The organism is Segeticoccus rhizosphaerae (assembly GCF_005222685.1).
GTDB lineage: Bacteria > Actinomycetota > Actinomycetes > Actinomycetales > Dermatophilaceae > Segeticoccus > Segeticoccus rhizosphaerae.
In genome coordinates this window covers 33,391-53,264 of record NZ_SWMA01000028.1, presented here as the reverse complement: position 1 = coordinate 53,264, position 19,874 = coordinate 33,391, and the positions used below count along the sequence as shown (strand labels likewise).

At 70.9% G+C, this 19,874-nt stretch carries 19 protein-coding genes; 11 read left to right on the top strand and 8 right to left on the bottom strand.

Annotated elements, in window-relative coordinates:
* Positions 1-337: 337 nt before the first annotated feature.
* Together FCN22_RS16335 and FCN22_RS16330 are read right to left on the bottom strand one after the other, a co-directional pair.
* Positions 338-856 carry an Rv3235 family protein gene (locus tag FCN22_RS16335; protein ID WP_137122625.1) on the bottom strand — a complete coding sequence of 173 codons (519 nt, stop codon included), beginning with the start codon at positions 854-856 and terminating at the stop codon, positions 338-340.
* Complete coding sequence (locus tag FCN22_RS16330; RefSeq protein WP_137122624.1) at positions 856-1,614, bottom strand: LysM peptidoglycan-binding domain-containing protein; 759 nt, start codon at positions 1,612-1,614, stop codon at positions 856-858. The genes FCN22_RS16335 and FCN22_RS16330 overlap by 1 nt, the downstream gene beginning before the upstream one ends.
* A 250-nt stretch (positions 1,615-1,864) precedes the next feature.
* Between FCN22_RS16330 and FCN22_RS16325 the strand changes: the two genes are divergently transcribed.
* On the top strand, positions 1,865-2,407 hold the full coding sequence (locus FCN22_RS16325) for a hypothetical protein (protein WP_137122623.1): 543 nt from the start codon (positions 1,865-1,867) through the stop codon (positions 2,405-2,407).
* A gap of 36 nt (positions 2,408-2,443) precedes the next feature.
* Here FCN22_RS16325 and FCN22_RS16320 read toward each other — a convergent pair whose 3' ends face one another.
* The gene (locus tag FCN22_RS16320) at positions 2,444-2,683 is read right to left on the bottom strand and encodes a helix-turn-helix domain-containing protein (protein ID WP_137122622.1); all 240 of its coding nucleotides are present in this window, start codon (positions 2,681-2,683) and stop codon (positions 2,444-2,446) included.
* 146 nt (positions 2,684-2,829) lie between these two features.
* On the opposite strand from FCN22_RS16320, the gene FCN22_RS16315 reads away from it, so the two are divergent.
* The 5 genes from FCN22_RS16315 (at position 2,830) to FCN22_RS16295 (ending at position 7,722) form a co-directional block, all read left to right on the top strand.
* Positions 2,830-3,489, top strand: coding sequence for an SAF domain-containing protein (locus tag FCN22_RS16315; protein ID WP_152186911.1), 660 nt, complete (start codon positions 2,830-2,832; stop codon positions 3,487-3,489).
* Positions 3,486-4,754: a CpaE/TadZ family protein gene (locus tag FCN22_RS16310; protein ID WP_137122620.1), complete on the top strand. Its 1,269-nt coding sequence runs from the start codon at positions 3,486-3,488 to the stop codon at positions 4,752-4,754. The genes FCN22_RS16315 and FCN22_RS16310 overlap by 4 nt, the downstream gene beginning before the upstream one ends.
* A gap of 117 nt (positions 4,755-4,871) precedes the next feature.
* A complete protein-coding gene (locus FCN22_RS16305; RefSeq protein ID WP_137122619.1) occupies positions 4,872-6,299 on the top strand; it encodes a WS/DGAT/MGAT family O-acyltransferase in 1,428 nt (475 codons plus the stop codon).
* Entirely contained in the window at positions 6,296-7,282 is a 987-nt protein-coding gene (locus FCN22_RS16300) for a patatin-like phospholipase family protein (protein WP_137122618.1), read from the top strand. Before FCN22_RS16305 ends, FCN22_RS16300 begins: the two co-directional genes overlap by 4 nt.
* A complete protein-coding gene (locus FCN22_RS16295) occupies positions 7,279-7,722 on the top strand; it encodes a DUF6912 family protein (RefSeq protein ID WP_137122617.1) in 444 nt (147 codons plus the stop codon). Before FCN22_RS16300 ends, FCN22_RS16295 begins: the two co-directional genes overlap by 4 nt.
* A gap of 27 nt (positions 7,723-7,749) precedes the next feature.
* Here the strand turns inward: FCN22_RS16295 and FCN22_RS16290 are convergent, their stop codons facing one another.
* Entirely contained in the window at positions 7,750-8,559 is an 810-nt protein-coding gene (locus FCN22_RS16290) for an alpha/beta fold hydrolase (RefSeq protein WP_137122616.1), read from the bottom strand.
* 161 nt (positions 8,560-8,720) lie between these two features.
* Here FCN22_RS16290 and pruA point away from each other — a divergent pair, with 161 nt between their 5' ends.
* Positions 8,721-10,349: an L-glutamate gamma-semialdehyde dehydrogenase gene (pruA, locus tag FCN22_RS16285; protein ID WP_137122615.1), complete on the top strand. Its 1,629-nt coding sequence runs from the start codon at positions 8,721-8,723 to the stop codon at positions 10,347-10,349.
* 85 nt (positions 10,350-10,434) lie between these two features.
* On the opposite strand, the gene FCN22_RS16280 is transcribed toward pruA, so the two are convergent.
* Genes FCN22_RS16280 through FCN22_RS16270 form a run of 3 tightly spaced genes read right to left on the bottom strand, consistent with a single transcriptional unit; the run spans position 10,435 to position 11,453 of the window.
* On the bottom strand, positions 10,435-10,926 hold the full coding sequence (locus tag FCN22_RS16280; RefSeq protein ID WP_137122614.1) for a DUF2505 domain-containing protein: 492 nt from the start codon (positions 10,924-10,926) through the stop codon (positions 10,435-10,437).
* Between the two features lie 4 nt (positions 10,927-10,930).
* Positions 10,931-11,254, bottom strand: a complete 324-nt coding sequence (locus tag FCN22_RS21655; RefSeq protein ID WP_152185431.1) for a hypothetical protein — start codon at positions 11,252-11,254, stop codon at positions 10,931-10,933.
* Positions 11,241-11,453 carry a hypothetical protein gene (locus tag FCN22_RS16270; protein ID WP_137122612.1) on the bottom strand — a complete coding sequence of 71 codons (213 nt, stop codon included), beginning with the start codon at positions 11,451-11,453 and terminating at the stop codon, positions 11,241-11,243. The genes FCN22_RS21655 and FCN22_RS16270 overlap by 14 nt, the downstream gene beginning before the upstream one ends.
* A 94-nt stretch (positions 11,454-11,547) precedes the next feature.
* On the opposite strand from FCN22_RS16270, the gene FCN22_RS21650 reads away from it, so the two are divergent.
* From FCN22_RS21650 to FCN22_RS16255, 3 genes are all read left to right on the top strand, one after another.
* Entirely contained in the window at positions 11,548-12,192 is a 645-nt protein-coding gene (locus FCN22_RS21650; protein WP_162308236.1) for a DUF6328 family protein, read from the top strand.
* Positions 12,193-12,287: 95 nt separating this feature from the next.
* Positions 12,288-17,219 (top strand): NAD-glutamate dehydrogenase, encoded by a 4,932-nt coding sequence (locus FCN22_RS16260; protein ID WP_137122611.1) that lies wholly within the window; start codon positions 12,288-12,290, stop codon positions 17,217-17,219.
* Positions 17,220-17,381: 162 nt separating this feature from the next.
* Entirely contained in the window at positions 17,382-18,860 is a 1,479-nt protein-coding gene (locus tag FCN22_RS16255) for a sensor histidine kinase (protein WP_137122610.1), read from the top strand.
* 11 nt (positions 18,861-18,871) lie between these two features.
* Here FCN22_RS16255 and FCN22_RS16250 read toward each other — a convergent pair whose 3' ends face one another.
* Positions 18,872-19,120: a WhiB family transcriptional regulator gene (locus tag FCN22_RS16250; protein ID WP_137122609.1), complete on the bottom strand. Its 249-nt coding sequence runs from the start codon at positions 19,118-19,120 to the stop codon at positions 18,872-18,874.
* A 319-nt stretch (positions 19,121-19,439) separates the two neighbouring features.
* Between FCN22_RS16250 and FCN22_RS16245 the strand changes: the two genes are divergently transcribed.
* Entirely contained in the window at positions 19,440-19,832 is a 393-nt protein-coding gene (locus FCN22_RS16245; RefSeq protein WP_137122608.1) for a hypothetical protein, read from the top strand.
* Positions 19,833-19,874: the final 42 nt, after the last annotated feature.

The following is a 19,874-nucleotide window of genomic DNA, read 5'->3' as shown; positions in this document are numbered from 1 at the left end:
CGGCAGACTAGAACTCAACAAACCGGTGGCCTCGTTTCCGAGCGTCGCATCGGCCTCATTTTCGAGCGTTGCCGACACTTGGTCGCCGACACGCCCACCACCACCGCGGCCTGCTCAACCGTCAGGCAATCGCGGACCTGAGCCCAGAACCGATACTCCACCTCAACCGGCAACCGCGGACTACCCCGACGAGCACTCATCTGCACACCTCTCAACGCCAGGTGTTGCAGTCACCCCTTGAGGCCAAGGCCTCTCAGAGGGCGCAAAACCTCACGATGATTCCTCACGAGTGGTCGGGATGGGGTGCTGGTCCCTTCGCGCCTGTGGCTCGCCGTCGTCAGCCCAGTTGGAGGGCTGTCACCAGCCACCGATGGTCCACGCCGGACATCCGTAGCGCCATCGCACGCACCCGGCCGCCGTCCAGGACCACGGCGCAGGCCTCCACCACCCCGTCGACCGGCTGGCACAGGTGCACGCTGCGCACGACCGCGCGACGACCGTGCGGCGCGCCCCGGCGCGCGGCCACTCCGGCCCGCCGCGCCACCATGGCGTGGACCTCGGGGGTGAGCCAGCGCAAGAGCTGCGCCGGAGGGCGCAGTCCGGCTGTGGTCTCGATGATCGCCTGCGACAGCTGGCTCACCCAGGTCTGCGGGTCGGGCAGGTCCGGTGTGGACGTGGCCTGCGGCCCGAAGTAGGGGTCCTCGTCGCGGTGGCGGAAGTCGACGGCGAGGGTGCCCTGTACGAACTCCGGCGGCCGGGTGGGCAGCTCGGGGACCGAGCGCAACCGGCGCGGGGTCGACCGTGGAATCGGCCGCACACGCAGCGGCGGGGCGTCGGGAACGGGCGCGGCACCCATCACTGGACCTCCTGGGGTGCGGTGAGGACCTGACCGGGCAGCAGCAGGTCGGGGTCGTCACCGATCACGTGACGGTTGGCGGCATACCAGCGCGGCCAGGCGCGGGCGATCTCGGACGCGGTGGCCTCGGGACCGAGAGCGCGCGCGGCGATCCACCAGAGGGAGTCGCCCCGGTGCACGACCAGCCGCGACGCGTCCGTCGGCGCGGCGTCGGCCGGACAGCCGCTGACCAAGGAGACCTCGGACGACTCCCGACGGACCTCGGCCCTGGCGGGGCGCCATCCGGGGCGGGGCAGGCAGTCGTCGGCGGAGGCAGCGGACACGAAAGGCTCGGAGGACGCGGTGGGATCGGCGCTCCGGAAGGACGGATCCGGCAGGGCGCCGAGCGCCGTGTCGGAGGTGCCCGAGGTGCCGCCAGAGGCGACCGTCACCGCCGCGGTGGCGGGGGTGACCGCGGGGGTGGGGAGTGCCAGAGCCGGCGCCGACCCGGCGGTGGTGACCAGGCCGGTGCCCAGCAACAGCGCGGCGATCCGTAGGCACGGCCCCGGCGCCACGAGGGCGCCGAACCGCCGACCCCAGGAGCCGAGCACGCCTGGCAGAACGGACGCGGTCGCCGACGCCACCAGCAGGGTGAGCCAGACGGCCGCGAGCGTGGCCAGCCCGAGAGCGCTCACCTGCACCGCGTCGACCGGCTGCGGTTGGACCCGCGCGGTGGCCCAAGCCGTCCACGTGGCGTCGAGCAGGAGGACTGCTGTCATGGCGCAGAGTGCGCTCGCGAGCCCGCCGCGCACGGCCGCTCGTCTGCGGTGCCTGCGGTCCTGCCACGGGAGCGTCCGTCCGTGCTGCGGTGGCTTCATCTGTCCCATCCCTCCCCAGTGCGTTCGAGAGAGGTTAGTGCAGTTTGACCACGTTTGCCAACGTTTGTTGTGGAGAACGTAGCTCGACGGTGCCCATGCCATCGGTGGACGAGTGATGACGGCGCGGCAACCGACGCCCTAGGTTGTCTCCATGCGCTGGCAGGAGCTCTTCGCTGATCTGGAGGGACAGCTCGAGTCGGAGGCTGCTCGTGGCTTCGAGCTGGAGATCGCCGACCGGATCCGGCGCGAGCGTGCCGAGGTCGCCTTGGGGGAGCGGCTGGCGGCCTCGGCCGGACGGCGGTTGCAACTGCGCATTCGGGGCGCCGGGGACGTCGCCGGCGACCTGGCCGACGTCGGGCGTGACTGGCTGTTGCTCGAGACGGGGCGCCGCAGTGCGGTCGTGCCGTTCGGCGCGTTGCTGGCGGTCTCGGGGTGTGAGGAGCGGTCGGAGCAGCTGCCCAACGTCGCGCGTCGGTTCGGGCTCGGCTACGCGTTGCGGGTGCTGAGCCGGGATCGGGCGGTGGTGCGGCTGCTGGACGTCGACGGTCGTTCGGTCGCGGGCACACCCGATCGCGTGGGCTCCGACCACCTCGACCTCGCCCAGCACCCGGCCGACGTGCCGCGGCGGCGTGGCAACGTCACCGACCGCCTGGTGGTGCCGTTCTCGGCGATCGCCGTCGTGTGGAGCCGGTGACGGCGGGCGACGGCCGGGGCGGTGGTCAGGCGGTGGTCAGGCCACGTCGTCGCCGTCGGGGCCCTGTCCGAACGGGTGCGCCTCGACGAAGGACCGGGTTTGTGAGTACATCCGCTCGATGTACTTCTCCAGCTGCTCGGACTCGACCCGCCACTGGCCCCGTCCGCCGACCTTGATGGCGGGCAGCTCGCCGGAGCGAACGAGCGCGTAGGCCTGCGCCGAGGAGATGGACAGCACCTCGGCGACGTCGGCCAGCTGGATGAACCGTGGTCCCATACTCGGCCTCCTCATGGCGTTGGTGGTGCTCCGGTCGAACTGACCGAGTCTTTACCGGCTGCTGACGTCGTCTTGACGACGCCGCTACTAAGCATGGTATTCCTACGTTTGCTTCAGTTCGCATGTTATCCAATGGGGGCCGTGTCGTGCCAGATCTACCCACACCGATGGCGGCCCGGTTGCAACGGCCGTCCTGGAAGGACTGGCGGCTGGTCGTCGGAGTGCTCCTCGTGCTGGTCGCGATCGTGGCCGGCGCCCGCGTGGTCGCCGCCGCTGACGACACGGTGCCCGTGTTCGCCGCGGCGCACGCCCTGGTGCCGGGGCAGCCGGTGACCAAGGACGACCTGACGTCGGTGCGGGTCCATCTGGAGGACGTGGCGGCGAGCTACGTGGACGCCTCCGACCCGGTCGACGAGGGGACCTTTGCCCTGCGGCCGGTGCGTGAGGGGGAGCTGGTCCCCGCTTCAGCGCTCACCGGGCCGGACGGCGTGCACGTCAAGACGCTGACGGTCCCCGTCGACCCGACGGCCGCCCAGGTCCTGGTCCGCGGCTCGGTCGTCGACATCTGGGTGAACGCCGAACGGAAGGAGGGGTCGGGCTCGGCCTTCGGCAAACCCGACAGGGTCCTGGACTCTGCGGTGGTGGCCCGAGTGCCCGAGCAGAAGAGCCTGCTCGGGGCGGCCACCGTCTCCGTCCAGGTGGTGGTGCCCGAGGACACGGTGCAGGCCCTGATCGCCGCGGTCGACCGCGGCGACAAGATCACCCTCGTGCCGGCCGCCGGGTCGCCGTTGCAGGACGCGTCGTGACCCTCTCGGTCCTGCTCGCGGTCGCCGACCGCTGGGACGGCCGACTCACGACCACGCTGGAGGAGGCTCGCAGCAGCCAGGTGGTGCGCCGCTGCGCTGACCTGCCGGACCTGCTCGCCGCTGCCGCCAGCGGGCTGGCGGAGGCTGCGGTCGTGTCGTCCGACCTGCGTGGTCTGGACCGCAGCTCCCTCGGGCGACTCGCCGAGGACGGCATACGGGTCCTCGGCCTCTATCCCCCCGGCGACGAGCCGGCCGAGCGGCGGTTGCGCCAGATGGGGCTGTCCGCGGTGCTCCCGGCCGACACCACCGCGGCAGAGGTCGACCACGCCCTCCTCACGCTCGAGCAACCGCAGCCGTTTCCGGGAGCGGCGGAGGCGCCCGAGGCCGACGACGAGTTGTTCGTCGCCGGCCACGGCGATGCCCCAGGGGAGGGCGCGGCGCACCAGGTGATCGCGGTGTGGGGGCCGGCCGGCGCGCCCGGCCGGACCACGATCGCGGTCAACGTTGCGGCCGAGCTGGCCCGGGCCGGTGTCCCGGCACTCCTGGTCGACGCCGACACGTATGGCGCGTGCGTCGCCCAGGCACTCGGGCTGCTCGACGAGGCGCCCGGCGTGGCTGCCGCGACCCGCGCGGCCGACCAGGGCACGCTCGACGTCGTCGCGCTGGCCCGGATCGCCCCCGAGGCGAGTCCCCGGCTGAGGGTGCTCACCGGGCTCCCGAGGGCCGATCGGTGGCCCGAGCTGCGCGAGCACGCCTTCGCCGAGGTGCTCTCGACGGCGCGCCAGCTCGCCCAGGTCACGGTGATCGACTGTGGCTTCTGCCTGGAGGACGACGAGGACCTGAGCTACGACACCCAGGCGCCGCGGCGCAACGCCGCCACGCTCGCCGCCCTGGCCGAGGCCGACGTCGTGCTGGCGGTCGGCTCGGCCGAGCCGGTCGGGCTGCAGCGCCTCGTGCGGGGGTTGCAGGACCTCGCCGCCGTCGTCCCGGCGGCGCCGCGGGTGGTGGTCAACAAGGTGCGTGCGTCCTCGGTGGGCAGTGACGCCGAGAGACGCGTGGCCGAGGCGCTGGAGCGCTTCGCGGGCGTGACCGACCCGTGGTTCGTGCCCGACGACCGCGCCGGTCTCGACGCCGCGATGCTCGCCGGCCGGACGCTCTGTGAGGCCGCCGCGGGGTCCGCTGCGCGCCACTCGATCGCCGCACTCGCCAGTGGGCTGGTCGGGCTCGAGCCGCCGGTCCGTCGCCGTCGCTTGCGCCGTTCCTGACGCCCGCCCGGGCGGCACCGCTGCGGCACGACCGCCCTGCCGCTGGGCCCAACGGCGCACCTGCCGGTGTCACGTGGGCCACCGGCGCGAGCTCGGACAGTCTGACAACATGGGAGCGTGCCCGCCCGCCTCACCGCCCTCGACGCCTCCTTCCTCTACCTGGAGGAGCCGAACACGGCGATGCACGTGGGCTCGGTCATGGTCTTCCAGCCGCCGGAGGACGGGTTCGACTACGACCGGCTCGTGTCGCTGGTCGCGCGGCGCATCGCCTACGTGCCGCGCTACCGGCAGCGGGTCCGGGGCGTGCCGGGGCATCTCGCCAACCCGGTCTGGGTGGACGACGAGCACTTCGACCTCGCCTACCACGTCCGCCGCTCCGCGCTGCCCCGGCCGGGCAGCGACGAACAGCTCGAGGAGCTCGTGGCCCGGGTGGAGTCGCGCGCCCTCGACCGGGACCGCCCGCTGTGGGAGGTCTACCTCGTCGAGGGGCTGTTGGGTGGCCGGTTCGCCATCATCACCAAGACCCACCAGGCCCTTGTCGACGGGGTCAACGCGATCGACCTCGCGCAGGTCATCGTGGACGGGGACGCCGCGCAGGAGGCGCCGGTCACCGACACCTGGCGACCGGCCCGGGAGCCCAGCGACCTCGAGCTGCTCACCGGCGCACTGGTCGACACCGTCCGCCGGCCGAGCCAGGCCATCGACAACCTCCGGGGCGGGGTGGCCGACGTGCGCGCCACCGGCTCGCGCCTGCTCGAGTCGCTCGGCGACCTGGTGGCGGCGGTGGCCCGCACCGCCGCGCGCCCCGCGCCGCAGAGCCCGCTCAATGCCACCATCGGTGAGGCGCGCCGATTCGTCATGGTCGGAACGGATCTCGAGGACTACCGCAAGATCCGCGCCAGGTTGGCACGCGGTCGCTATGCCGATGACGTGACGGTCAACGACGTGGTCCTGGCCACCATCGCCGGGGCCCTGCGCTCGTGGCTGCTGACCCGCGGCGAGTCGGTGCATGCCGGGTCGACGCTGCGCGCCATGGTGCCGGTCAGTGTCCACGACAGCGATGACGGCTCCGTCGGCCTGGGCAACCGGGTCATCGCGTGCTTCGTCGACCTGCCGGTCGGGGAGCCGCGGGCCGCGATGCGGCTGCACCAGATCTCCTTCGCGATGCGACAGCAGATGGAGGGCGGCCATGCCGTGGGCGCCGAATCACTCGCCAGCATCGCCGGATTCGCGCCACCGACGCTGCACTCGTTGGGAGCGCGGTTGGGCAGCGCCGTCTCCCGGCGTTTGTTCAACCTGGTCATCACCAACGTGCCCGGACCGCAGCAACCCCTGTATGCCGGTGACGCCCTCATGCTCGCGACCTACCCGGTCATCCCGCTGGCGCGGGGACAGGCGCTGTCCATCGGCCTCACGTCATACGACGGTGGGGTCTACTTCGGGCTGAACGCCGACCGAGACGCCATGCCGGACGTCGACCTGTTGGGGCAGTGCCTGATCGACTCCCTCTCCGAGCTCTGCGATGCGCACGGGGGGCGCCGATGAGCTCGGAGCGACGCGTGGGACTGGTCCTCGGGGGTGGGGGAGTGCTGGGTGCCGCCTGGATGGTGGGTGCGATGAAGGCGCTGCAGGACGAGATCGGGCTGGACCTGCGCGACGTGCAGGAGTATGTCGGCACGTCGGCCGGGTCGATCCTGGTCACCTTGCTGGGTGCCGGGGTCAGCGTCGATGACCTCCTGCGCCACCAGCTCGGGAAGTCGCTGACCAGCGGCCCCATGGAGGGATACGAGTTCAGCTATGAGGAGGCGGCCGGGGGAGACCACCCGATGCGGCCGAGACGCGGTCTGGGCTCGCGGAGTCTGCTGCGCAACAACGCCCGCAACCTGCGCCGCCTCCCACCGACCACCGTGCTCTCGGCGCTGGTCCCGGAGGGACGGGGCAGCCTCGACTCGATCGGCGCCATGGTGGCGCACGTAGTCCCGACGGGTTGGGTCGACCGAGACGGCGTGACCGTGGTGGCGCTCGACTACGATACGGGACAACGGATCCCGTTCGGCCGGGACGAGGCGCCCGAGGTGGACCAGACCAAGGCAGTGATGGCCTCGTGCTCCATCCCAGGCTGGTTCCACCCGGTCAGCATCGGCGACCACCGCTACATCGACGGCGGCACCTGGTCGTCGACCAACGTGGACCTGATGGCGGGACTGGGCCTGGACCACGTCTACGTCCTGGCGCCCACCGTCAGTTTTGACCTCGACTCGCCACGACATCTCAGCACGCGGCTGGAGCGGCACTGGCGCAACCGCGTCACGCTGCGCTGCCTGCGGGAGGTCGAGAAGGTGCAGGCCGAGGGCAGCGAGGTGACCGTGCTCGGTCCCGGTCGGGCCGACCTGGAGGCCATGGGAGCCAACCTGATGAACGCGAGCCGTCGCACGGAGGTGATCCGGACCTCACTGCGCACCTCTGCCGCCGCGCTGCGCGAGGCCCGGCCGCTGCCGGAGAGCCACCACTTCGAGGAGGATCCGTGAGCGTGACCCGCATCTACCTGCCGCTCGGATCGGCGGCGTGCCGCGCTCTGTCCGAGCGCCGTCTGTTGGACGGGACACCGTTGGCCGCCCACGCCGTGACGCGGGCGCTCGAAGTGACTCGTCCCGGGGTGGGCGAGGAGGTCTACGAGCACCTGGCACTGCAGGCCGCAGCCCGGACCGCCCTGGAGGAGGCGCGCAGCAACGGCGACCGGGTCGTGGTGGCTGCGGCCGACGTCGACACCGACCTGGTCGAGGACCGCGCCGGCCAGAAGGATGACCCGTCCAGCGTCCAGATCACCGATGTCGTGCCGCTGCAACGTATTGCGTCGTTCCACGTCGCCGACTCGGACATCGCCCTGTCGGCGCCCGCAGAGGATGAGGACCTCGAGCTGTCCTGGTATGACGCCACCGAGCTCAGCGTGCTCCTCGAACTCCTGTAGGCGCGCGCCGCTCGCGCCTGGCCCGGATCAGGTGACGGCAGCCAGGAACGGATCCACGACCTCGTGGAATCCCTCGGGGTTGCACCGCCGCACGCAGTGCCCGGCGTCGGGCACGACGTGGACGGTGATGTGGGGATTGGCCAGGTCGGCGACGGCGCGCCGACGCGGGGCGTCCATGATGACCCTCTCGGTGCCGGTGACGACCAGGGTCGGGATGCTGATCGCGGACCACACCTGCGGCCAGGCGGTCTCGAGGCACACGACCCCGGTGGCCAGCATCCGCTCGTCGACCTGCTGCTTGGCGCGTGCCCATGGCGCCGCCTCGATCTCCGGCCACGTCCACGGCCCGTCCCGCTGCTCGCGGAGACGGAGGTCCGCCCGGCAGGCAGCTTGAAGAGCTTCCTCCTGCCGCCGGGCGAAGGCTTCGCGGTCACGGGTGGCCTCGCTGGGGACCGCGGGATCCTCGAGGACGAGGGCCCGGATCAGGTCGGGTCGCGCCACCGCAACCCCCCACGCGGTGGCACCCCCCATCGAGTGGCCCACGACGACCGGTCGCGAAACGCCCTGTGCCAACAGGCCGTCGAGGACTCCGATGGCGTCGTCGCGCATTGTCTCCCCGACGTGTGCGAGCTCCTCGTCGCTCCAACGCGGGGAGTTGCCGTGACCTCGCGCATCGACCGTGACGAGGTGGTAGTCGGCTTCCCACCGCCGGACCGCATCCGGCCAGCAGTCACCCGAGTCGGTGAGCCCGTGCAGCAACACGAGGGTGGGCGACGAGGTATCAGCACGACCGTGGTGGGTGACCGAGAGGCCACCGCACGTCGAGCCACCGTCCATGCAGTCACCCTAGGCCCGCCCTGTCCGGTCCTGTCCCGGGAGGCCGCCGATGTGGGGAGCGGTGCGTTGCGTGCCACCATAGGGACTGGCCCGGCCGCCGCCGGGCCCCGCGCGAACCACGCAACCCGCACGTCCAACCGCACAGGAGATGAAGGCCCGCCATGGATGCTGTGACCCAGGTCCCCGCCCCGACCAACGAGCCGGTGCTCGACTACGCCCCCGGCAGCCCGGAGCGGGCGGAGCTCGAAGTGGCTCTCGCCGAGCTGAGCGGCCAGCGCATCGACCTGCCGCACACCATCGGCGGCGAGCGGGTGATGGGCGGGGGCAAGAAGATCGACGTGCGCCAGCCCCACGCGCACAAGAAGGTCCTCGGCACCATGCGCAACGCCACCATCGGCGACGCCCAGGCGGCCGTTCAAGCGGCCAAGGACGCCGCCCCTGCCTGGCGGGCGCTCTCCTTCGACGACCGGGCAGCGATCCTGCTCAAGGCAGCCGACCTGTTGTCCGGGCCGTGGCGTGCCCGGCTCGTGGCCGCGACGATGCTGGGCCAGTCGAAGACCTGCTACCAGGCCGAGATCGACGCGGCCTGCGAGCTGATCGACTTCTGGCGCTTCAACGTCTACTACGCGCGCAACCTCCTGGCCGAGCAGCCGGTGACCAACTCCAAGGGGGTCTGGAACCGGATGGACCACCGGCCGCTCGAGGGTTTCGTCTACGCGATCACCCCGTTCAACTTCTCCGCGATCGCTGGCAACCTGCCCACCGCTCCGGCGCTGATGGGCAACACCGTGGTCTGGAAGCCGTCGCCGACGCAGACCCTGGCCGCGCACCTGACGATGCAGCTGCTCGAGGAGGCTGGTCTCCCGGCCGGCGTCATCAACCTGGTCACCGGGGATGGCCTCAATGTCTCGAAGGTCGCGCTGGCCGACCCCGACCTCGCGGGGATCCACTTCACCGGCTCGACGCCCACCTTCCAGTCGTTGTGGCAACAGGTCGGCGCCAACCTGCAGCAGTACAAGGCCTACCCGCGGATCGTGGGCGAAACCGGTGGGAAGGACTTCATCGTCGCCCACCCGTCGGCGGACCCGGCCGTGCTCCTGACCGCGATGGTCCGCGGGGCGTTCGAGTACCAGGGCCAGAAGTGCTCCGCCGCGTCACGCGCCTACGTCCCGCGCAGCCTGTGGACCAAGATCAAGAAGGACCTGATCCGCACGACCGAGGGTCTCGAGCAGGGCGACGTCACCGACTTCTCCAACTTCATGGGCGCAGTCATCGACGACCGCGCGTTCGCGAAGCACAAGGACGCCCTCGACCGGGCGCGCAAGGACACGGCCGTCAAGGTGATCGCCGGTGGGACCTATGACGACTCGGTGGGCTACTTCGTGCGACCGACCGTGCTCGAGGTGACCGATCCCGGGCACGAGCTGTTCAGCACCGAGTACTTCGGGCCGATCCTCGCGGTCCACGTCTTCCCCGACCGGCAGTACGACAAGGTGCTCGAGCAGATGGAGTCGGTCGCGAAGTACGCGCTGACCGGCTCGATCATCGCCCAGGACCGGGCTGCGATCGCCCAGGCGACCGAGCAGCTGCGCTTCGCGGCGGGCAACTTCTACATCAACGACAAGCCGACCGGCGCGGTCGTCGGCCAGCAACCGTTCGGCGGCGGGCGGGCGTCCGGCACCAACGACAAGGCCGGTGCTCCGCAGAACCTGATGCGCTGGACGAGCACCCGGTCGGTCAAGGAGGCCTTCGTGCCGGCGACGGACTACCGCTACCCGCACATGTCGTAGCGCGCCGGCGCATTCCGACAGGGTGAGGGGCGGGTTATGGCGAGCACTCGCCATACCCCGCCCCTTGCGTTGCCGTGCTGGCCGTTCAGCCGGCCAGCCACGCCTCGCCGGTCTCGTGCTCGACCCGGATGCCAGCGAGGATGCCCGGCGCGGCCGCCTTCTCGGCCTTGCCGCCGAACAGCGGGATGGTGGACTTGAGGTCGCCGCTGATCGTCTCGGTCGTGCCGCGACCACCCGGGCGGAGAGCAAGTGCCCCCTTGAAGCCGATCGGCAGGCCCTTGAGCGCGACCGACAGCCTGCCCTCGCGGGAACCGTCCGCGGCGGCCGGCCCCCAGTCCTGCACCTCGACCACGTGCAGCGCCGGGCCGACGTTGGCGAAGCTCGGCAGGTCGAGGTCGGCGGTCGGCATGCTGCGCTCGCTCGTGACCACGGTGCGGTCGCCGTCGGCGGCAATGGTCACCTGGTGCTCGGTGGCACCGGTGGCGACACACTTGCGGTCCTGGAACGCCTCGTCGCTGACCATGGCGAAGACCTGCTCCGGTGTGGCGGCGTACTCGATCGTCTCGGTGATCTTCATGGCGTCACGGTACTGGGCGGACCCGGCCCGCCACCCGCGCAAGCGCCGCGTGACTTCGCCCACTCCGGGTCCGGTCGCGGATCGTCGGCGCTCTGGGCGCACGCTCCTGCCCGAGGTCGGCGGCGAGCCGCTGCACCGCGTCGGCGAGCAGGACCAGATCGGTGACGACGCCGTCCAGCTCGGCCAGGTCGCCGGCGAGGTGGGGCACCCCGAGACCTTCCAGCTCGTGGTGGAGCGCCTGGACCCGGTATGCCGTGCCGCTCAGCCGGGAGGCTAGCGCCGAGCAGGACCCCGGGTCACCAGCACCGCCGGGCTCAGTCGGCGTCATGGGGGGCCGCAGTGGCGGGGAGTCGGTCGCAGACGCGCAGCAATCGGGCGGCCAGCCGCTCGATGGCCTCGTCCAGTGCGTCCTGGCTGACCGCGCGGCCGGTGTCGGCCTGCAGGTCCAACAGCTGGCTCGACACGCCGACCAGCTGCCGGCGGGCAGCCTCGAGGGCGGCGGCCGTGCCGTCGGTGGACGTGCTCATGGCCCCAGCCTAGGGCGATGGCCCTGCCGCTGCCCGGCACGACCCACAGGGCTCGTCGCCCGCCGCACCGGCCCGCAGCCGTTAATCTCACCAGATGACGTCCGACCCCCACTCCGACGTGGCATCCGGCTCCGACGCCGCTTCCGATGCGGACGCCGACTCCGAGTCGCACGCCGACTCGCGGTCCGACGCCGACGCCGGCTCCGACTCGCGGTCGGACTCGGACTCTGGCTCTGACTCGGACTCCGACTCGGGCTCCGGCCGGCTGGTGCCGGAGGAGACCGAGCACGAGCGGATCACCCGCAACTGGAACGAGCTGCTCCAGGAGCTCCGGGTCAGCCAGACCGGAGTGCAGATCCTCTTCGCCTTCCTGCTCGGGGTCGCCTTCACCCGGCCGTTCGAGCAGGCGACCAGCGTGCAGCGCGGCCTCTACTTCACCGCGTTGATCGCGACCGCCTTCGCCGTGGGGTTGTTGATCGCGCCGGTCGCCTACCACCGCATCCTGTTTCGGCAACGCAGTCGGCGGGAGCTGGTGACCCTGGCCAACCGGTTCGCCATCGGCGGGCTCGTCTTCACCGCGATCGCTGTCGTCGCGGCGGTCGGGTTGGTCGCCGACTTCACCCTGCACGCCCCGTGGGGGGTCTTGATCCCTGCAGTGACCGCCGCCTGGTTCCTGTTCTGGTGGCTCGCGAGTCCGCTGCGTCGCCGAGCGCGCCAGGACGACTCGGAGGACCCCTGACACCCCCATCTCGCAGTGTGGGCACGAGGGATAGGCTCGACGCGACGCACAACGGCGTGCGTCATTGGTGCCGATGGTGAGGGATGAAACCAGCCATGCCAGCTACTGCCGAGCAGTCCCGTTCCGAGTTGCTCCGCGCCACCGCGGCGCTCGCCCAGGACGGGGGAGGTGAGGTCCCCGAGTGGCTGCTGCACCGCTACTACCGGCACGTCGCGACCGAGGACCTGCTGACCAAGACCCCCGAGTACCTGCTCGGCGTGGTCCGCTCCCACCGTGAGCTGGCGCAGACCCGACCGGAGGACACCTCACGGGTCCGGGTCTTCCACCCTGTCGAGGCGGAGTGCGGCTGGACCAGCCCGCACACGGTCGTCGAGGTCGTCACCGACGACATGCCCTTCCTCGTGGACTCGGTCACCGCTGAGCTCGCTCGTGACGACCACATGGTCCACCTGCTGGTGCACCCCCAGCTGGTCGTCCGGCGAGACGAGTCCGGCGCCCTGCTCGAGGTGCGCGACGTCGACCCCACGCCCGGCCCCGAGCACGGTGAGGAGGGCTCCAGCGACGAGTCCTGGATGCACCTGCAGATCGACCGGGTCGCCGACGACCAGTGCGCGAAGATCGAGCAGGCCCTGGAGAAGGTGCTCAACGACGTCCGGCGCGCGGTCGTCGACTGGTCAGCGATGCGTTCGGCCTGTGCAGCGGTGTCGGCGGAGCTCGAGAGCGCGCCGCCCAGCAGCGTGCCCACCGCGATCGTCGAGCGCACCCGCGGCTTCCTCGACTGGCTGGTCGACGAACACTTCACCTTCCTCGGCTACCGCGAATACGCCTTGTCGGAGGAGGACGGGGAGGACGTGCTGCGCCCGGTGCCCGACTCCGGACTGGGCCTGTTGCGCAGCAGCCACAAGCAGTCCGACAGCTTCAGCCGGTTGACTCCCAAGGCGCGCGCCACCGCGCGCGAGCCTCAGCTGCTCATCATCACCAAGGCGAACTCCCGCGCCACGGTGCACCGTTCGACCTACTTGGACTATGTCGGCATCAAGGTGTTCGACGACGACGGCCAGGTCGTCGGGGAGAAGCGCTTCCTGGGCCTGTTCACGTCATCGGCATACACCGAGTCGGTGCGACGCGTGCCGATCATCCGCGAGCGGGTCGCCAAGGTCCTCGCGCGGGCCGGGTTCACTCCCGACAGCCACTCCGGCAAGGACCTGCTCGAGGTGCTCGAGAACTACCCGCGCGACGAGCTCTTCCAGACCAGCACCAAGCAGCTGTATGACGTGGCGACCGACGTCCTGCACCTCCAGGAGCGTCGCAAGAGCCGGATGTTCCTGCGCCGCGACGAGTACGGCCGGTTCGTGTCCTGCCTGATCTACATCCCGCGCGACCGTTACACCACCGCGGTGCGCCTGCGGATGGAGCAGATCCTGCGTGACACCTTCGATGGCGCCAGCGTCGACTACACCACCCGCGTCTCGGAATCCGTGCTGGCACGGCTGCACTTCGTCGTGCGCGTCGAGTCCGGCACCGAGATCCCGGAGGTCGACGAGGCGCAGCTGCAGCAACGGCTCGTCGAGGCGGCGCGCACCTGGGAGGAGGACCTCGGCGAGGTCGCCCGTCGCGAGCACGGCGACGAGGAGGGCGGCAAGCTGTTCAGCCTCTACTCACGCGCGTTCCCCGAGGCCTACAAGGAGGACTTCGGCCCCCGTCAGGGCATCGCCGACCTCCAGCACATCGAGGCGCTCGAGTCCGACGACGCGACGCGGCTGACGCTCTACCGCGCGCCCGAGTGCAGTGCGGGCGAGCGACGGTTCAAGCTCTACCGCCGCAAGCCCGTGGTCCTGACCGACGTGCTGCCGGTCTTCACCGACCTGGGCGTGAAGGTCGTCGACGAGCGGCCCTATGAGGTCGACCGGACTGACGGCGCCACGGTCTACATCTATGACTTCGGACTGCGCGCGCCCTCCGAGGACGCCTGGACGGGGGACCGGGCGGAGGGCATGAGGGAGGTCTTCCAGGACGCCTTCGCCGCCACCTGGGACGGGTCGGCCGAGAGCGACGGCTTCAACGCGCTGGTGCTCGGCGCCGGGCTCACCTGGCGGCAGGTGGTCGTCCTGCGTGCCGTCGCCAAGTACCTGCGCCAGATCGGCTCGACCTTCAGCCAGGCCTATGTCGAGAATGCGCTGCTTTCCAACGCCGGTCTGACTGCCGAGCTGGTCCGCTACTTCGAGGCACGGTTCGACCCCGATCACCCGGCCGGTGACGACGCCGAGGTCCGTGAGGCAGCCGAGCAGGAGGTGGCCGATCGGATCAAGGCGGGCCTCGAGGACGTCGCGAGCCTGGACCACGACCGGATCTTCCGCGCCTTCCACGGCGTCATCCGGGCCACCTTGCGCACCAACTTCTTCCAGGCGCCGACCGAGACCGGTGACGACGGCACCAAGGACACCGGCGAGGCGACCGGCAGCGGCCACTCGCGGCACAAGTCCTACGTCAGCTTCAAGCTCGACTGCCACGCCGTGCCCGGGCTGCCCGATCCCCGGCCGATGTTCGAGATCTGGGTCTACAGCCCCCGGGTCGAGGGCGTGCACCTGCGCTTCGGCATGGTGGCGCGTGGCGGCCTGCGCTGGAGCGACCGGCGCGAGGACTTCCGCACCGAGGTGCTCGGTCTGGTCAAGGCGCAGATGGTCAAGAACGCCGTTATCGTCCCGACCGGGTCCAAGGGCGGCTTCTTCGCCAAGCAGCTTCCCGACCCCGCGGTCGACCGGGACGCTTGGCTGGCGGAGGGCCAGTCGGCATACCGGCTGTTCATCTCCGGGATGCTCGACGTGACCGACAACCTGGTCAGCGGCGAGGTCGTGCCCCCGGAGCGGGTCGTGCGCCACGACCAGGACGACACCTATCTCGTGGTCGCCGCAGACAAGGGCACCGCGAAGTTCAGCGATCTGGCCAACAGCATCGCGCAGTCCTACAACTACTGGCTCGACGACGCCTTCGCCTCGGGCGGTTCCGAGGGCTACGACCACAAGGGCATGGGCATCACTGCCCGTGGGGCGTGGGAGTCGGTCAAGCGGCACTTCCGCGAGCTGGGCGTGAACACCCAGACCGAGAACTTCACCGCGGTGGGTATCGGCGACATGAGCGGTGACGTCTTCGGCAACGGCATGCTGCTGTCCGAGCACACCCGGCTCGTGGCCGCGTTCGACCACCGGCACATCTTCGTCGACCCCGACCCGGTGGCGGCCGCGTCGTATGCCGAGAGGCGGCGCCTGTTCGACCTGCCCCGCTCGTCGTGGGCCGACTACGACTCCTCGTTGATCAGCAAGGGCGGTGGCGTCTTCCCTCGCTCGTTGAAGGCGATTCCGGTCAGCGGCGAGATGAGGGCGGCACTCGGACTCGACGACGACGTGAGCTCGATGACCCCGGCAGAGCTGATGCGGTCGATCCTCTGCGCGCCGGTCGACCTGCTCTGGAATGGCGGGATCGGCACCTACATCAAGGCGTCGACCGAGAGCAACAGCCAGATCGGCGACCGCGCCAATGACGCAATTCGCGTGTCCGGCAACGAGATCCGCTGCAAGGTCGTGGGCGAGGGCGGCAACCTCGGGTGCAGCCAGCTCGGACGGATCGAGGCGGCGCTCGCGGGCGTGCGGATCAACACCGACGCGATAGACAACTCGGCAGGGGTTGACACCTCCGACCACGAGGTCAACATCAAGATCCTGCTGACCGGGCTGATGCGCGACGGCGACCTCACCCTCGACGAGCGCAACACGCTGCTCCACTCGATGACCGACGAGGTGGCGCAACAGGTGCTGCGGGACAACTACGAGCAGAACGTCCTGCTCGGCAACGCCCGCGCGCAGGAGCACGCGATGCTGCCGGTGCACCAGCGGCTCATCCACTGGCTGGAGGAGCGGGGCGAGCTCGACCGGGCCCTGGAGTTCCTGCCTACCGACGCCGAGATCGACAAGCGGCAGTCCGCCGGGATCGGCCTGACCTCACCGGAGTTCTCGGTGCTGGTGGCCTATGCCAAGCTCGCCCTCAAGGACCACCTCGGTGGGTCGGACCTGCCCGACGAGCCGTGGTTCCAGCAGACGCTCGCCGACTACTTCCCCGAACCGATCCGCCAGAAGTACCACGAGGCGCTCGCCGACCACCCGCTGCGCCGGCAGATCATCATCAACGCGGTGGTGAACTCGATGGTTAACCGCGGTGGCATCACCTTCGCCTTCCGGGCCGCGGAGGAGACCGGCGCGTCGAGCGAGCAGATCGCGCGGGCCTTCGTGGTGTGCCGCGAGGTCTTCGGCCTGGCGTCGTTCGTCGACGCCGTCGAGGCGCTCGACAACGTGGTGTCGGCGGAGACGCAGACCTCGCTCTACCTCGAGTTCCGCCGGTTGCTCGACCGGGCCACGCGCTGGTTCCTGCACAACCGACCGTCCCGGCTGGATGTCGGGGCCGAGGTGCGCAGGTTCGAGCAGCTGGTCGCCCGGTTCGCGCCCGACATGTCGGAGCTGCTGCAGGGCGCCGAGCGCGAGCGGTTCGCCGCCAAGGCGGCTGAGCTCGAGGAGCAGGGCGTGCCGCACGAGCTCGCGGTCCGGTCGGCCGGCCTGCTCGACTCGTTCTCGCTGCTGGACATCGTCGAGGCGGCGGAAGGTGCCGGCCACCCGGCCGAGCAGGTCGCACCGATCTACTTCGCGACGTCCGAGCACTTCGGCATCGACACGATGCTCACCAGCGTCTCGGGGCTGCCCCGCGACGACCGCTGGGACGCGTTGGCGCGCGGCGCGATGCGCGACGACCTCTACTCGACGCTCGAGGCGCTGACGTCCTCGGTCATCGAGAGCAGCACGGCTGGATCGACCCCCGCGGAGCGGCTCGAGCAGTGGTCGGAGGCCAACGCCGACCAGCTGGCGCGGGCTCGGGCGGCGCTCGCGGGGATCCACCAGATCGACCATCCGAGCATCGCGCCGCTGTCGGTGGCGCTGCGCACCCTGCGCGGCCTGATCCGCAGCGGGTCCGTCACCTCCTGACCGGGGTCGCGCCGGACGTCCTGCGCAACGGTCGCTGCGGCAACCAGAGCGCAGGACGTCCCACCGAGCCCTCTGCGGGACGTCCTGCGGGACGGTCGCTGCGGCAGCCAGGGCGCAGGACATTGCGATGAGGGGGAAGGGCTTCGGACTAGGCTCGCGGGCGTGCCGACGCTGAGGGACGTGCTGCTCGACCGGACCGGGCTGGGCCCCGAGCAGGTCGAGTGGTTGCACCTGCTGGTGGGCGACTGGCAGCTGCTCTCCGACCTGTCCTTCGCGGACCTCGTGCTCTGGGTCCCCGACCGCGAGGGAGGCTGGATCGCCGCTGCTCACGTGCGGCCCACCACGGGGCCCATGGTGTTCGTCGAGGACATGGTCGGCCTGCACCAGGAGAACACGCAGCGGCCGGGGATCACGCAGGCGTATGCCGACCGCCGGATCGTGCGGGAGGGTGAACCACGCTGGCGCGAAGCCATGCCGATCCGCGAGGAGGCGATCCCGGTCGTCCGTGAGGGACACCCCATCGCGGTGCTGACCCGGCACACCAATTTGTCGACGATGCGCACCCCGAGCCGGCTCGAGGTCACCTACCTCGCCACGGCCGATGCGCTCGCCCGCATGGTCGCCGCGGGTGACTTCCCCACGGCCGGGGCGCCGACCGGACGCCGCCGCGGCGCGCCCCGGGTCGGTGACGGCGTGATCCGCCTCGACGTGGCGGGGGCGGTGACCTATGCGAGCCCGAACGCCGTGTCAGCGGTGCACCGGCTCGGACACGGCGGCGAGGTCGTCGGCGCGCGGCTCGAGCAGCTGGTCACCGGTGCCGTGCGCGAGCAGGAACCAGTGGACGAGACCTTGGGCATGGTGCTGACCGGACGGGAGCCGTGGCGCACCGAGGTGCAGAACCGGGGGGTGAGCGTCACCTTCCGAGCCATCCCGTTGAGCGAGACCGGCCAGCGCACCGGCGCCCTCGTGCTGCTCCGCGACGTGAGCGAGCTGCGGCGTCGTGAACGGGAGCTGCTCACCAAGGACGCGACGATCCGGGAGATCCACCACCGGGTCAAGAACAACCTGCAGACCGTCGCGGCGCTGCTGCGGCTGCAGTCGAGGCGGATGACCGACCCGCAGGCACGACTGGCGCTCGACGAGGCGGTGCGCAGGGTCGGGACGATCGCCCTTGTCCACGAGACGCTGTCGCAGGGATTCGACGAGACGGTGGACTTCGACGAGATCGCCGTGCGCGCGCTGCAGGCGGCTGTCGAGGTGGCGACCCGCGACGCGCCGGTGAGCGGACGGCATACGGGGAGCTTTGGGCGGTTGCGCGCCGAGGACGCCACGGCCTTGGCGATGGTCATGGCCGAGCTCGTGCACAACGCGGTGGAGCACGGTCTTGCCGCTGTCGGAGGGAGTGTCACGGTGGATGCCCGGCGTGGCTCGGACGGCGCGGACGAGCTGCTCACGGTCACGGTCAGCGACGACGGCGTCGGCCTGCCGGAAGGGTTCGACGAGGCGACGTCCGGTCTCGGCGTCCAGATCGTGACCTCGCTCGTCCAGGACCTGCGCGGGAGCATCACGTGGAGCGCAGCGAAGCCGCGCGGGACCTGTGTCAGGTTCGTCGCGCGGCTTCGGTCGGTGCGGGGGGAATGAGCCCAGAGTTCCTATCCCGCGCGGCGGGCGCGGGCGTTGCGGCGCTTGAGCGCGCGGCGCTCGTCCTCGGACAGGCCACCCCAGACGCCGGCGTCCTGGCCGGTCTCGAGGGCCCACTTGAGGCAGGTGTCGATCACGGGGCAACGGCGGCACACGGCCTTGGCGTCTTCGATCTGCGCCAGGGCCGGTCCGGTGTTGCCGATGGGGAAGAAGAGCTCCGGGTCTTCGTCCAGGCAGGCAGCGCGGTTGCGCCAGTCCATCAGTTGGTGCTCCTTCGTCGGTGCTCGCTCTGCGCGTTCCGGGATCTCCGGCGCGCGGTCGAGCGGTGCGGTCCCGTCGAGCCGCGGTGAATGCTACTCACCGTGCAGCGCGAACGGAAGGGTGAATCGTTGGGAACGTCTTTGGTCTCGGCCGACACAACGTGGAAGTCAGTCGCTGAGTTCCAGCCTCACAGATCCACCGGGCACAGGACAAGGGTGTCGGTGCAAATTCTTGCACGACGGCATGAGGCATGTGTCACACCCCCCTCGGTTCGCCCGGGCTGCGTGGCCGGGCCGGACCGCGATTAGCCTCCTGAGGGTGAACACCGCGACCCCCCGTCCCTCTTCCCGTCCGGCCCGGACGGTGGCCGCCGGCGTGACGGTGGCCCAGTCGCTCGCGCTGCTGGTCCTGAGCGGGTTCTACGTGGTGGAGACGGTCCGAGGTGAGGCCGGCGACCAGGTGCGCTCGCTGATGTCGGTCGTGCTGATGCTGCTCTTCGCGGGCGCACTCGCCTTCCTGGCCCGCGCCCTGTGGCGGCGGCCGGAGGCCGCGAGGACGCCCGCCATCGTGTGGAACGCGCTGCTTGTGCCGGTCGCGTGGGGCCTGTTCCAGTCCGGACAGGACGTGATCGGGGCCGTGTTGCTGGTCACCTCGCTGGCCGCCATCGTCGCGGCGGCCCTCGCCGGCCGCGGCGACCGCGGCCGAAGCTGAACGCCTTTGCTCCGTCGAGCCGCCATGATGGCAGGTGCCCGC

Coding starts and splice junctions, on each gene's coding strand:
- FCN22_RS16320 (WP_137122622.1), bottom strand. CDS start 2,683: ATGGGACCACGGTTCATCCAGCTGGCCGACGTCGCCGAGGTGCTGTCC.
- FCN22_RS21655 (WP_152185431.1), bottom strand. CDS start 11,254: ATGACGCCGACTGAGCCCGGCGGTGCTGGTGACCCGGGGTCCTGCTCG.
- FCN22_RS16330 (WP_137122624.1), bottom strand. CDS start 1,614: ATGACAGCAGTCCTCCTGCTCGACGCCACGTGGACGGCTTGGGCCACC.
- FCN22_RS16290 (WP_137122616.1), bottom strand. CDS start 8,559: ATGGACGGTGGCTCGACGTGCGGTGGCCTCTCGGTCACCCACCACGGT.
- FCN22_RS16270 (WP_137122612.1), bottom strand. CDS start 11,453: ATGAGCACGTCCACCGACGGCACGGCCGCCGCCCTCGAGGCTGCCCGC.
- FCN22_RS21650 (WP_162308236.1), top strand. CDS start 11,548: ATGACGTCCGACCCCCACTCCGACGTGGCATCCGGCTCCGACGCCGCT.
- FCN22_RS16250 (WP_137122609.1), bottom strand. CDS start 19,120: ATGGACTGGCGCAACCGCGCTGCCTGCCTGGACGAAGACCCGGAGCTC.
- FCN22_RS16260 (WP_137122611.1), top strand. CDS start 12,288: ATGCCAGCTACTGCCGAGCAGTCCCGTTCCGAGTTGCTCCGCGCCACC.
- pruA (WP_137122615.1), top strand. CDS start 8,721: ATGGATGCTGTGACCCAGGTCCCCGCCCCGACCAACGAGCCGGTGCTC.
- FCN22_RS16280 (WP_137122614.1), bottom strand. CDS start 10,926: ATGAAGATCACCGAGACGATCGAGTACGCCGCCACACCGGAGCAGGTC.
- FCN22_RS16325 (WP_137122623.1), top strand. CDS start 1,865: ATGCGCTGGCAGGAGCTCTTCGCTGATCTGGAGGGACAGCTCGAGTCG.
- FCN22_RS16335 (WP_137122625.1), bottom strand. CDS start 856: ATGGGTGCCGCGCCCGTTCCCGACGCCCCGCCGCTGCGTGTGCGGCCG.
- FCN22_RS16300 (WP_137122618.1), top strand. CDS start 6,296: ATGAGCTCGGAGCGACGCGTGGGACTGGTCCTCGGGGGTGGGGGAGTG.